This window comes from Lactobacillus sp. B4007, assembly GCF_026535895.1.
Lineage (GTDB): Bacteria > Bacillota > Bacilli > Lactobacillales > Lactobacillaceae > Lactobacillus > Lactobacillus panisapium.
In genome coordinates this window covers 496,499-509,047 of the sequence record NZ_JAFNPA010000001.1, presented here as the reverse complement: position 1 = coordinate 509,047, position 12,549 = coordinate 496,499, and the positions used below count along the sequence as shown (strand labels likewise).

The 12,549-nt window shown below is 39.9% G+C and carries 14 protein-coding genes and 1 riboswitch; of the genes, 6 read left to right on the top strand and 8 right to left on the bottom strand.

The genetic code is table 11. The features are described from left to right. Positions 1–48 precede the first annotated feature (48 nt). The 5 genes from J3U54_RS02425 (at position 49) to J3U54_RS02405 (ending at position 4,892) form a co-directional block, all read left to right on the top strand. On the top strand, positions 49–1,338 hold the full coding sequence (locus J3U54_RS02425; RefSeq protein WP_220220340.1) for an adenylosuccinate synthase: 1,290 nt from the start codon (positions 49–51) through the stop codon (positions 1,336–1,338). 3 nt (positions 1,339–1,341) lie between these two features. Further along, the gene (gene purB, locus J3U54_RS02420) at positions 1,342–2,637 is read left to right on the top strand and encodes an adenylosuccinate lyase (RefSeq protein WP_267384943.1); all 1,296 of its coding nucleotides are present in this window, start codon (positions 1,342–1,344) and stop codon (positions 2,635–2,637) included. Between the two features lie 188 nt (positions 2,638–2,825). Beyond that, positions 2,826–3,281 (top strand): LytTR family DNA-binding domain-containing protein, encoded by a 456-nt coding sequence (locus J3U54_RS02415; protein ID WP_103752553.1) that lies wholly within the window; start codon positions 2,826–2,828, stop codon positions 3,279–3,281. Continuing rightward, positions 3,281–4,042 (top strand): LiaF transmembrane domain-containing protein, encoded by a 762-nt coding sequence (locus J3U54_RS02410; protein WP_103752552.1) that lies wholly within the window; start codon positions 3,281–3,283, stop codon positions 4,040–4,042. The genes J3U54_RS02415 and J3U54_RS02410 overlap by 1 nt, the downstream gene beginning before the upstream one ends. After that, positions 4,035–4,892 carry a hypothetical protein gene (locus J3U54_RS02405; RefSeq protein ID WP_103752551.1) on the top strand — a complete coding sequence of 286 codons (858 nt, stop codon included), beginning with the start codon at positions 4,035–4,037 and terminating at the stop codon, positions 4,890–4,892. Before J3U54_RS02410 ends, J3U54_RS02405 begins: the two co-directional genes overlap by 8 nt. 114 nt (positions 4,893–5,006) lie before the next feature. Here J3U54_RS02405 and thiE read toward each other — a convergent pair whose 3' ends face one another. Genes thiE through thiM form a run of 3 tightly spaced genes read right to left on the bottom strand, consistent with a single transcriptional unit; the run spans position 5,007 to position 7,285 of the window. Then, positions 5,007–5,666, bottom strand: a complete 660-nt coding sequence (gene thiE / locus J3U54_RS02400) for a thiamine phosphate synthase (protein WP_410476862.1) — start codon at positions 5,664–5,666, stop codon at positions 5,007–5,009. A 6-nt stretch (positions 5,667–5,672) separates the two neighbouring features. Beyond that, a complete protein-coding gene (gene thiD / locus J3U54_RS02395) occupies positions 5,673–6,482 on the bottom strand; it encodes a bifunctional hydroxymethylpyrimidine kinase/phosphomethylpyrimidine kinase (protein ID WP_103752549.1) in 810 nt (269 codons plus the stop codon). Between the two features lie 14 nt (positions 6,483–6,496). Further along, positions 6,497–7,285: a hydroxyethylthiazole kinase gene (gene thiM, locus J3U54_RS02390; protein ID WP_103752548.1), complete on the bottom strand. Its 789-nt coding sequence runs from the start codon at positions 7,283–7,285 to the stop codon at positions 6,497–6,499. Positions 7,286–7,359: 74 nt separating this feature from the next. Then, a riboswitch (TPP riboswitch) is annotated at positions 7,360–7,461 on the bottom strand. Positions 7,462–7,588: 127 nt separating this feature from the next. Between thiM and tenA the strand changes: the two genes are divergently transcribed. Further along, entirely contained in the window at positions 7,589–8,251 is a 663-nt protein-coding gene (tenA, locus tag J3U54_RS02385) for a thiaminase II (RefSeq protein ID WP_103752547.1), read from the top strand. A gap of 124 nt (positions 8,252–8,375) precedes the next feature. Here the strand turns inward: tenA and J3U54_RS02380 are convergent, their stop codons facing one another. The 5 genes from J3U54_RS02380 to J3U54_RS02360 all read right to left on the bottom strand — a co-directional run bounded on the left by J3U54_RS02380 (position 8,376) and on the right by J3U54_RS02360 (position 12,529). Further along, a complete protein-coding gene (locus J3U54_RS02380; RefSeq protein WP_267384941.1) occupies positions 8,376–9,605 on the bottom strand; it encodes an alpha-L-fucosidase in 1,230 nt (409 codons plus the stop codon). A 65-nt stretch (positions 9,606–9,670) separates the two neighbouring features. Further along, positions 9,671–10,006 (bottom strand): PTS lactose/cellobiose transporter subunit IIA, encoded by a 336-nt coding sequence (locus J3U54_RS02375; RefSeq protein WP_220220331.1) that lies wholly within the window; start codon positions 10,004–10,006, stop codon positions 9,671–9,673. A 12-nt stretch (positions 10,007–10,018) separates the two neighbouring features. Continuing rightward, positions 10,019–11,113 (bottom strand): DUF871 domain-containing protein, encoded by a 1,095-nt coding sequence (locus tag J3U54_RS02370; RefSeq protein ID WP_103752544.1) that lies wholly within the window; start codon positions 11,111–11,113, stop codon positions 10,019–10,021. Further along, positions 11,079–12,374 (bottom strand): PTS sugar transporter subunit IIC, encoded by a 1,296-nt coding sequence (locus J3U54_RS02365; protein WP_267384940.1) that lies wholly within the window; start codon positions 12,372–12,374, stop codon positions 11,079–11,081. The genes J3U54_RS02370 and J3U54_RS02365 overlap by 35 nt, the downstream gene beginning before the upstream one ends. Then, a complete protein-coding gene (locus tag J3U54_RS02360; protein WP_228706344.1) occupies positions 12,374–12,529 on the bottom strand; it encodes a hypothetical protein in 156 nt (51 codons plus the stop codon). Before J3U54_RS02360 ends, J3U54_RS02365 begins: the two co-directional genes overlap by 1 nt. Between the last annotated feature and the right edge of the window lie 20 nt (positions 12,530–12,549).

The window sequence follows — 12,549 nt, the reverse complement described above, 5'->3', positions numbered from 1 at the left end:
CTAGACTATTTACGTGATATTTGTAGATTTTTAATGAGGTGAAGGAAAATGACAGCAGTTACAGTTGTTGGTAGCCAATGGGGCGACGAAGGAAAAGGTAAAATAACCGATTTTTTGAGTAAGGAAGCAGCTTACTCCGTTCGTTCCAATGGTGGTAATAATGCTGGGCACACAATTGAAATCGATAATCAAACTTTTAAGATGCGCTTAATTCCATCCGGTATTTTCGCATCTGCTAAAGGAGCAGTTATCGGTAATGGTGTAGTAATTAACCCAGAGGTTTTATTAGGTGAACTCGAAAACCTTGAAAAAAATGGGATTGATACTAGCAAATTACGAATTTCCAACCGTGCTCATGTCATCATGCCTTATCATATTAAGCAAGACGAGTATCAAGAAGAAGCAAAAGGTGCAAATAAAATTGGCACAACCAAAAATGGTATTGGACCAACTTATATGGATAAGGCTTCAAGAATTGGTATCAGAGTTTGTGATTTACTTGAAAAAGATACATTTGCAGAAAAATTACGCGCTAATTTAGCTGCTAAAAACGAATTATTTACTAAAATTTATGGTAAGCCTGAACTTGATTATGACGAAATCTTCAACAAGTACTATGAATACGGCCAAAAAATGAAAAAATACGTAACTGATACTTCTGTATTAGTTAATGATGCGCTAGATAACGATGAAAAAGTACTGTTTGAAGGTGCACAGGGAATTATGCTCGACTTAGATGAAGGAACATACCCATTTGTAACTTCATCAAATACAATTTCGGGTGGAATTGCCAGCGGAATTGGGATTGGCGCTAACCGACTAAACACTGTAATCGGTGTTTGCAAGGCATACACTACTCGTGTTGGTGCTGGTCCATTTCCAACAGAACTTCTTGATGAGACTGGCGACCGCATTCGTGAAACTGCTCATGAATACGGCACAGTTACCGGTCGACCACGGCGGGTTGGCTGGTTTGACTCCGTTGCATTGCGTCATGCTAAACGAGTTGCTGGCATTAACGGCTTAAGCTTGAACTTGCTTGATATCTTCAGTGGTTTTGACACAATTAAGATTGCGACCGCATATGAACTAGATGGTCAAGAAATCGATTACTATCCAGCTAGTCTAAAAGAATTGGAGCGCTGCAAGCCGGTTTACGAAGAATTACCTGCATGGCAAGAAGATATTACTAATGCCAAAACCTGGGAAGATTTGCCTGAAAATGCGCAAAAATTCTTAAACCGTGTTGCTGAGTTAGTTGGCGTTCCGCTGGTAACCGTTTCGGTTGGACCAGAACGTGAACAAACAATTGTTTTACGTAATCCTTGGGAAATGTAATTGATGTTAGAACGATACACTCGCCCTGAAATGGGCAAAATATGGTCAGATGAAAATAAATATGCGGCTTGGCTAAAAGTTGAGATTGCTGCGACAAATGCTTGGAGCGAAATCGGCGAAGTGCCACGAGAAGATGCTGCCAAAATTGCGCAAAATGCTCGTTTTACACCCGAAAGAGTGGCTGAGCTCGAACAAGTAACGCATCATGATGTTGTCGCATTTACTAGAACGGTTTCTGAAAGCCTTGGCCCGGAGAAAAAGTGGGTTCACTTTGGCCTGACTTCAACTGATGTTGTTGATACTGCCCAAGGTTATATTCTCAAGCAAGCCGATGAAATCATTAGACAAGACTTGCAGGAATTGAAAAAGACGATTGCAGAAAAAGCGCGTAAATACAAAAATACCGTTGAAATGGGTCGCACGCATGGTGTGCAAGCTGAACCTACTACTTTTGGTTTAAAACTGGCTCGCTGGTATGCAGAAATCAACCGCGATATTGATCGCTTTGAACATGCTGCTAAAGGCGTAGAATCCGGTAAAATTTCTGGTGCGGTTGGTACTTTTGCGAATGTGCCACCAGAAATTGAAACTAGTGTGCTTCAACAGCTTGGGCTGACTCAACAGCCGATTACAAGTCAAATTTTACCCCGCGATTTGCACGCAGAATACATTGCTACACTAGCCTTAATTGCCACTAGCATTGAAAATTGGGCAACAGAGATTCGCAGCTTGCAACGGTCGGAAATTCATGAAGTTGAAGAGCATTTCCGTGCGGGACAAAAGGGTTCATCCGCGATGCCGCATAAACGCAATCCAATTGGCTCAGAAAATCTGTGCGGAATGGCGCGGGTTTTGCGTGGGCACATTGTAACGGCGTATGAGGATGTCACTCTTTGGCACGAACGTGATATTTCGCATTCAAGTGCCGAACGAATTATTTTGCCTGATACCACGATTGGCATTGATTATATGTTAAATCGGTTTAACCGAATTTTGACCAATCTTGATGTTTTCCCCGAAACCATGCTCAAGAATATGGATAAAACTTATGGCTTAATTTATTCACAAAGACTGCTGCTTAAACTAATCGATGAAGCAGGGCTTTCTCGTGAAGACGCATATGATATGGTGCAAAAGCTGACAACTAAATCTTGGAATGAAGGAATTTCATTTAGAAAATTAGTTGAGAACAGTAAAATTATGAATTATCTTTCAGTAGATGATGTTGCGGATGCTTTTGATTACCACTATCACTTGCGTCACGTTGATGATATTTTTAAAAATGTCGGTTTAGAATAAAGTAGGTTAAATCTTTGCACTCATCGTGTTAGCTCTTACTAGCAGTATGAGTGCTTTTTGCGTCCGGCAGTTTAACTCTTTTTGTTTAACCACTTAAGCAAAAAAAGTGACCACTTGAGAAAATAAACTGGCTTTTAAAAATTAATTAGCGTTTAATAAAAATATCAGATGAAAGGCAGGTGAGAATCTTGAAGGTGAAAATTGAGCTTGACCCAGAACAAGAAGAACCGTCAGTGACCATTCATGCACGGGAATTGTCCCCCGAAGTGGAACAAATTTATCGTCAATTGCAAGAATTGGATGGACGACCTGATCAGCTTGAGTGTCATAAAGATGAATTAACCTATTATGTAAATCTAGCGGATATTTTGTTTTTTGAAACTGAGGGGCGGCAGGTAATCGCGCATACGAAAACGGAAGCTTTTACTGTCAATTACAAACTTTATGAATTAGAAAATTTGTTGAGCAGCCAATTTATGAGGATTTCAAAATCAACAATTTTAAATTTAAAACAGATCTATGCGTTAACAAGGTCAATTTCAAATTGTCAGGTTCACTTTCGGGATTCATATAAAACCGTCTATGTATCGCGCCGCTATTATCACAGTTTAAGTGATCGATTAAACGAGAGAAGGTCATCATAATGAGAAAACAAAAAATTAAGGAAATACTTTGGGGCATTGGGTTAGTTGCTGCAGCAGTCTATATTGTTATGAACCAAATGCACCTTTTATCATTTCATTTAGGCTTAGGAACAATTTTTTGGACAGCCGTTTTTGGCATTTTACTGATTAATAGCATTGCAGGTAAAAGCATTTTTGGAATGGTTTTTTCAGTAACATTTTTACTAATTGTTTATGCTGGGCCGCTTCATATTACTAAAATTGTCCCGTGGACCTTATTACTGGCTGCATGTTTGGTATATGTTGGCTTATGCCTGATTTTTGCTAAAGGTTGGCGTCGTGATACGCTATTTCGCATTAATCATCACCAGAATAAATATGACCAAATCTGGGAAGATGGTGAGTTTAAAACGACAGGTAATAACTTTTCTTCTAGAAGTAGAGATGAAAATGACCGCAATATTGTCATTAATCAGCGTTTATCTGAGGTCTCACGTTACGTTCATTCACAAAATTTAGAAAGTGTGACGATTAATTCTACTTTAGGTGAAACTAATGTTTACCTTGATTCTGCTAAGGTCGCTGGTGATACGGTGGTCATTAATCTGAATGCTTCAATGAGTGAAGTAGTAATTTATCTGCCATTATCTTGGCGAATAGAAGATCATTTAGCAGCTGTTTTTGGTGAAGTTGAAATCAATGGTACTTCTACCGGCGGTGGTCCTAAAGTGCTTTTGCAGGGATCAAGCAAATTTGGTGAAGTGACGATTAATTATGTTTAATGAGATGAGCAAAGACCTACTTAAAAACGTGGCCGCTGATCGTATGATTAAAGAAATGGTGGGTAAATTTTCCCAACATCAACAAAATTACTTTTTAGCGGGAAAAACGATTGGGACCAGCACCTATTGGATTAACGACTTTCATCCAACTGCTCTTAATTTTGCTGCTTATCTTTCACCTAAAATAACCTTAGCTGAACAAGAACGGCTCTTTCAGCAAATGATCGAAGAACTAGAGCAAGTTGCTCGCAAGAAGCAAAAGAAAGCCCTAATTACTTATGATTATGCTCCGCAACTAGTCTTTAATACTCTGGCCAAGGACAATGGCTTTCACTTAATTAGAACCACAGTTATGCCCAAGATGCCTTTATCTTCAGCTTTAGAGCAGACCAAAGCTATTAAAATTGCAAGTGATTTTGAGCTCTTAAGTCTGACCGCTTTGAAAAAATGTCCAGAACAATTAGCGGAATTAGCGCGACAAAGTTATGCCGATTACCAAGAAAATCACCGGGCTAACCCAGTGGCTGATCTTTCTTTAGAAAGGTGGCAAGAAGTTATTTATGCCGATCAGTTGCTAGATGCGCCACTAGTTTTAAGAGTAAAAAATCAGCTTGCTGCCTACTCTTTTACCTTTGAAGATCATCCGCATGAATTAACGTGGGGCTGGATGGGAGCAGTAAAACCAGAACTACTAGATTTTTTACAACAACGGCAATTAAGCTGGGCGCAAGCAAAATATCAGACTTTAACTGGTGAATTTGACTCAACAGATAAGTTGGCAACTAGAACTTACCGTAATTATGCCTTTGAACTGTGTCCGGTCTATGAAACTTATTTAAAAAATGTGTAAATAAGAATATTAGGGCTAAAGTAATATGAGACAGTAGTTAATTATTTAAAATTAAATCAATAAAAAACTCCGCTAATAAACGGAGTTTTTGTGTGCTTAAAATAGCGGGCAGTTTTAATGCTGCCAATTAGTGTTTAGCATTGCGGCCACAGTTTCTGCAATATTATCGCTTTGTGCAATCATTGAAATAACAGCGGCGCCGGCAGCTTTAGTGCTTGCAATTTGGGGTAAATCTTTTTCTGTAATACCCCCAATTGCAACAATTGGACGGTCAGTTTGTTGGACCAATTTTGTCAGTCCAGCAATTCCAATTTCTGGATCAGCATCATCTTTAGACTGAGTAGCAAAGATGGGACCACTACCGTAATAATCAATTCCGCTAATATGATCCGCAAGACTTATTTCAGCACTTGTTGAACAAGAATAACCGACAATCATTTTTCCTTGCACATCTTTTATTACCCGGGAAATATCTTCATCGTCTTGTCCAACATGAATTCCTTCGGCACCAACCTTCTGGGCAAGTTTAACATCATCATCAACGAAGAAAGGAACATGGAATTTTTGGCAAAGTTCATGAAGTTCTTTTGCCATTGGTAAGCGGTCATCTTCGTTTAACGTTGACTTTGGCCCTTTATCACGAAACTGATAAGCAGTGATACCTGCTTTTAAAGCTTCTTCGACTAATTCAGGTAAAGTCTTTCCGGCTGGCAAGTCTTGTGTCCCGCAGACGAAATATGCGGTTAATTGTGTTGCGTTAAATTGAGCCATAATCTCCTCCTAATCTACCTTAACCCAATGATTAAGTGGTCCATGACCGTGACCAACCTGAATCGTTTGTTCAATCGCCTTGGTGACATACTGTTTGCCGATTTTAATTGCTTCACTGAGAGTATGGCCCAGAGCTAATTGAGCAGTAATGGCGGCTGCAAGAGTATCACCAGTACCGTGAGTCCTGTTAGTGTGCGTCCGTGGACTGCTAACCCAAAAGTCGGTACCATCTGCTAATAAAGCGTAATCGCGCACAACTTCAGCGTTAGAATGTCCGCCTTTAATAAGCACGTTTTTTACACCCATTTTTTGCAAGCTTCGTGCTAATTGGGGATATTCTTGTTCACTAGTAGCCTTAATTCCGGTAAGAGCTTCTGCTTCAGGCAAGTTAGGCGTAATGAGGTTAGCTAGCGGCAATAGTTCATTTTTAACGGTGGCAATAGCATCTTGGCTAAGAAGAGGTGCTCCGCCTTTAGCCACCATAACTGGGTCGATGGTTACCGGACCAAAGTCATATTTTTGCAGATTAAGAGCTACTTGATGGACGTGCGCTGCATCTCCCAACATACCCGTTTTACAAGCCTTAATCTTAAAGTCTGAGGCTAATGACGCAAATTGGGCATCGACCATTTCAAGTGGTAATAAAAACGAGTCTTGGACTCCGAGCGTATTTTGGGCAGTCACAGCTACAACCACCGCTGTCCCAAAAACATGTTGCATCTGAAAAGTTTTTAGATCCGCCATAATTCCGGCTCCACCACCGGAATCAGTCCCAGCAATGGTCAAAACTTGGGGAAATGAATTTAGTTCTTCTGTCATTATTGCTAACCTCCTTAATCAAATTTAGCAATAGCTGTAATCTCGGTTTCTTTGACTTTAGCTAAATAATCCATCAAATACATGCTAAATGTTCCAGGGCCTACTTCAGGATGATCATTAACGAGCAATTCTCCAGTAGCTGCAAAAACTAGGCAAGCTGTTTGCGCAGCTTCAAAAGAATTATCGCAGACGGCCGCAAAGGCGGCAACAATGCTTGAGAGCATGTCACCTGAACCAACGTGTGCCTGAAATAGCGGGGTACCATTGTAAACATGAGCGATATTTTGGCCATCGCTAATTGTGTCTGTTACGCCACTGGCAATAATTGTACAATGCAATTTTTGCGCAGTTTTACGCGTAATTTCGTCAAGATCGCCACTGCCTGAACCCGCATCAATACCTTTGGCATTCCAGGCAAAACCACCTAAAGCGGCAATTTCACCAGCGTTACCACGAATGATTGTAGCTGGGAAAGCTTCTAGCAATTTTTGTGCGGTTTGCAGGCGGTAATTGACTGCGCCAACGGCAACGGGATCAAGGACAACCGGTTTTTGAGCTTGCGCGGCAAGTAGCCCCATTTCTTTCATTTGCATAATTTGCAATTTAGTCAAAGTCCCGAGGTTGATGGCAATGCTTGATGCCATCTGAACCATTTCTTCGACCTCAGCAATTTCCTTACTCATGATAGGCGAGGCACCCAGCGCATTTAAGCCGTTAGCGACATCTTGAACGGTCACAAAATTGGCGGCATTAAGGACAATTGGATTAGTTTCACGTAATTTAGCTAACAGATCTAGTTTCATAATCTCTCCTTTAAAAATCTCCTGCGCCGATTTCAGGTCAATAAAAAAGCTTTGACATATTTGTGTCAAAGCATAAGTGGATTTTGACACGTTCCTACGCAAGAATTAGCTTACAGGTTCAAAGGGTCTGGCTATCCGCCATCTCAGCCTTCAAAAAGGCACCCCTCGTGTTATCGGTTTCAATTATAGCTACTTTTGCTGGGCAAGACAATAACTAATTTAACCGAATTGCTGCAGTGACTCGACTAAGGTAAACTAACTACTAAAAAACACGCAACTATTAATTGGGCGAGGGAGATAATAATGACTGAATTTACGGCACAATTGCGTTATGCGGCAAAGGATCTGTGGAAAAAAAGCATGGAGCAGCCCTTTGTTAAAGAGCTGCAAAGTGGCCAATTGCCATTGGCTACTTTTCGGTTTTACTTATTGCAAGACAGGTACTATTTAGCTGAATTTAGCAAAATTCACCGGCTAATGGCAAAGAAAACTACTAGTCAAGAAGTGCAACGATTCTTGCTGGCAGGTGCCCAAGATTTGCAAGAATGTGAAATAACGATGCAGCAACATTTTTTAGCGGAATTAAAAGTCACATCCAATGAGATTAAAGAAACTGACGCAGCGCCAACGGCGTATGCCTATGTCAATCATCTGTTTAAAACGCTTGAAAAAGATGGCCTTGTACCTTGTGTCTGTGCCATTTTGCCTTGCTACTGGCTTTACCAGGAAATTGGTCAAGCATTGGCGCAAACGGGTTCACCGGTTGCACTTTACCAGAAATGGATCGAGACCTATGATAGCGACTGGTATGACGTCAATGTTAGTCGCATGTTAAAGTTGACCAATGACTTAGCTGCGCAAGCTTCAGAACGAGAGCGTGGGCAGATGCAGAAAGCCTTTGTGCGCAGCAGCTATTATGAATGCCGGTTTTGGCAAATGGCGTATGAGCAAGAGCAGTGGCAATAGTTTTCTGCCTTAAAGAATTTTTTTAATTAAAAAAGCCTAGCTTCACTACAAATAGCAAAGCTAAGCTTGGAGAGCGCATAATAATTAGCGCTTGATTTGAACGAAAAATATAGTAAGAGAGTTCTTAATAATAGATTTTGGCCACGCGCTCGACTAAATTAGTGCCATATTCAAAGCCATCGGCAGCAATTTTAAGTGTGTTAGCTGTTTGATCTTGTTTAAATGCTAATGGCTCTTGGTTGTCTAGCCAAGCGATATGGTCAATTTTTTGTTTTGCAAAATTAGTGAAAACTAATTCACGTGCCTGTTCGCCACCTAGAACGACGTTGCTGTTGCCAATATTTCCTAGGTCATCAACAAATAAGTAATTACCTTTAATAAAATCATGGTCATTAGAAATAGTGGAGTAGGTTGAATGCTCATAATTATTGGTATGGTAAATTGCTTCATGGTTGATAGCCATCCATTGACCAACTAGTTCGATTAGTGAACGACAGTGGATATTCAGTGAACCATCAAATTCTGGTCCAACATTAATTAATAAGTTAGCGCCGACCTTGCGCGTCCGGCAAATTTGCTCAATTAACTGGTGCCCAGAAAGATAATTAAGGTCATTTTGGGCATTGCCCCAGTGTTTATTGAGTGTTAGCGAAGTTTCAGCGGCTAAATAGCGTTGGTTTTGAACATGCTTAATTGCAGTTGGATTGCCACGCTCAAATGTTAATACGTCAACTTCTCGACCTTCCGTTACGCCTTGTTTTTCTAGTCCGGTATTATTGGTAATAATGGCATTAGGTTGTAATTGCCGAATTTCTTGGTAAAGCAAATCTTCTTGCCAATCTGCATGTGGCTTATCCCAATTACCATCGAACCAGAAACCACCAATTTCGCCGTAATTAGTGCATAAAAGTTTAATTAGTTGACGCATTTCGGCTAAATAGCCGTTAAAGTCGTCGCGGTACTTAACGTTATTCCAATCATAAGTAGCGTAATAGATAAAGGGAGCAATCTTTTGCCGGTGGCATTCATCGGTAAAAATCTTGATAACATCTTTGTGAAATGGGGTATGGACGCTGTCAAAGTTATTAATATTCTTGGTATCAAAGAGGTAAAAGCCATCATGATGTTTGGCAGTAAGAACAATATACTTAAAGCCGCACTTCTTAGCTAGTCTAACTAAGCTGCGAATATTTTCTTCTTTTGGGTTGAATTCATTAAACGCCGCCTGATAGGTCGAAATATTTAAGATGTTCTGTGACCATTCGCCCTTGGCAAATTTAGAGTAGAGTCCCCAATGGACGAAAAGGCCAATCCCCATTTTTTCAAAATTGCTAATTTTTGTTTCTATCTTCATTATCTGTATACTTTCAATTGCTTATATTATCATCTGGTCAATTGCTACTAACTTTAAACGAAAAATTACTGTTTTTTAGCTACTTCTTGCCGCAATTTGACCAATTCTTGGTTGGTCTTAATCAACTCGGTGGCAAAGTCTAAAAAACTTTCTGCTGTAATCATTTGATCTTCAGCATGCATATATAACGGGTCAATTTTGTTATTACCAGTTTTAGCAAAATCAGCTAAAACCTTTAAGTGTAAGTTTTGCGCCTGCTTTAGTTCTTCTTTGGCGTCTTTCAGCAATGGCTCAGGGTCTTTAGCGTCAGACTTAGAGCAGGTAACTGCCTCCATAATTTCTGCTTTTGCTTGCCCCGAGTGACTAATAATTTCAAAACTAATTTCTTCTAAACCTTCCATAGCGGCCTTTCTTTAATAATTATCTACATCAATAAACTTAAATTTGTCCCATGGCTGAATGAAAGCAATAAACTGCAAATCACTAGGGACAATTTGCGCAACAACATTTTTGCGGTGGTCATGGTTGTCCATTTCCTGCTTGACAATGTTAAGTTCGCCCTTGTACTGGTCAAAGTCATTATTGCCAATTGTAATCATTCCCCGGGTCAAAGTGTTAACAGGGTTGTTGACCGGTATGTCGCGTTTATTATATTTCAGCTTAACGAAGGTTGAACGAATCGCATAGCTATTGATATCTCCCCGGTTAAAGTGCAAATTAGCTAAGACAATTTCTTTTTCCAAAGCGGTTGCGTTAGAGGCAAACTTGACAAAAAACTGTGGTATTTTTGCCTCCAAGTTGGCCACTTTAACTAATTCGTCATCACTGGCAAACGCATTCCCAATAATAATGTCATCAATTAGCTGGGTATTAATTAAATACTGCGCCTGTTTTTCAAGGGGTAAACCGCGGTGGATTTCTAACGTTGGTAAACCAGCATTATAGGGATGCGGTCCAATTGCACCATGGTTTGATGAGATAAAAGCGGCTGTCCGCAAACCTAGGTCATGATATTTCCGCGTAGTCTTTAAAAAATAATCTGTATCTAGTCCCGTGTATCGTTGCGGATAAAAATTATGACAACCGATAATTTTGTCCTTAAGCGGTCGGTAAGTGAGAATATTCGCAATATTGCCAGTATCATTACTAATATTGACCTCAATCGTTAAGTTCTCGGAATTATAAGTCATAATTGACTCTGGCATACCATCGAAATTTGAATCTAATCGTACGATGTCGGCACCTAGTTTTTTAAAAAAAGACAGGTCATTGTAACTAATGTTTAAGTTTGTAAAAAGGCCCGGATTAACATCTAAGCTGACCCACATCCCTTTTTCATGGGCATAGCTTAAAACGGTTTTAAACTTTTGTAAGACCGTTTCTTTGTCATCATTTAGCTCTAATAAGCTTGTAAAAAGCCTTTGGTAACCAAGTTGAGCAGCACGATCAATGTATTCAAGACACTCATCGACTTTAGTTTTGTTCGGATAAACTGAGATCCCCTTCATTTTTCTGAGCCTCTTTCTCTAATTTTACTTGGTTGTTGTCAAACATTTTGAAGAATGGGTAATAGATAATGAGAGAAATCAGAATGTTAACAAGACATAAAACGATTGCGCGCCAGTCAAAGCCGGTTGCCATCCAAGCACCGATTGGTCCGGGCAGTGTCCAAGGCGCAACGGCTGTTGTATAAGCCACTAAGTGCAGCTTCATTGCTACGTAGGTTACAGCTGCCATTGCGGTTGGCGCTAAGACAAATGGAATGGCAAAATACGGGTTCATGATGATTGGAATACCAAAAATCAGGGGTTCATTGATATTGAAAATAGCGGGCACGATAGTGACAGCACCCATTGTTTTACTAAATTTAGATTTTCCTAAAACTAATAACAGGATTGCCAGTGAAAGAGTAGCACCAGCACCACCAACCCAAACAAACCATTGGAAAAATTGTTCGGTCATGAAGTGAACTGGAGCGTGACCATGAGCAACAGCGGTAACATTGGCATTTAAGTTGGCATACCAGTAAGGGTAGAGAATTGGTGTAGCAATAACCATTCCGTGAACCCCGAACAACCAGATAATGGTAATTAAAAGAACGGGCACGATTGCTGATAAGAATGTGTCACGACCAAAGTAGCCAATCGGTGAGAAAATCCAGATCAAAATCTTATTGATGTCTAAGTTGCAGAGTTCTTTTAGCACAAACGAAATCACAATAATTAAGATTCCTGGTAGCAGGGCACTGAAAGATTTACCAACTGCTGCAGGCACACCGTCAGGCATTTTAATTACCAAGTTGTGCTCGGTGAAAAAGCGCACAATTTCAACGGTGAAAATAGCACATAAAATGGCAGTAAACAGTCCTTGAGCCCCCATATTGCTAATTGACATGTAAGTGCCAGGAGCCATGCCAGCTTTAGCCTTATCTAGTACAATTGGTTCAATTGCTAGAATAAAAAAAGACATTTCAGCTAAGACACTAGTTGAGATTGGGTCAATCTTATAGTATTTAGCTAAATGTGAAGTTATCGAGAATACACAGTAAATTGCCATCAAGTTGATGGAATAATACATTGGTACGGATAACATTGCGGCATATGGCTGAATAAAATTCTTCCAAGCAACAATTGGCAAGTTCAGTAAAATAGTGAAAAATGAGCCAATAATTGATACCGGAATAATAACCGACATTCCGTCTCTAATAGCGGTTAAATAGCGATTGTTAGCTATTTGGCCCATTTTTGCAGAAACTGTATCGAAGTTCATTATTTTGTCTCCTTGATAATTAGTTCATACAATTTATCTACTTTAGCTGGGTTGTACATCGTCATTGGAATTAAAATAAATTTGGCATGCTTTTGCTCGGCTTCTTCTTCAAAGTCCTTCTTTTTAAAAGAAACTTGGGGTGCTAGCAAAATCAATTGGTAGTCGCCTTCGTTCA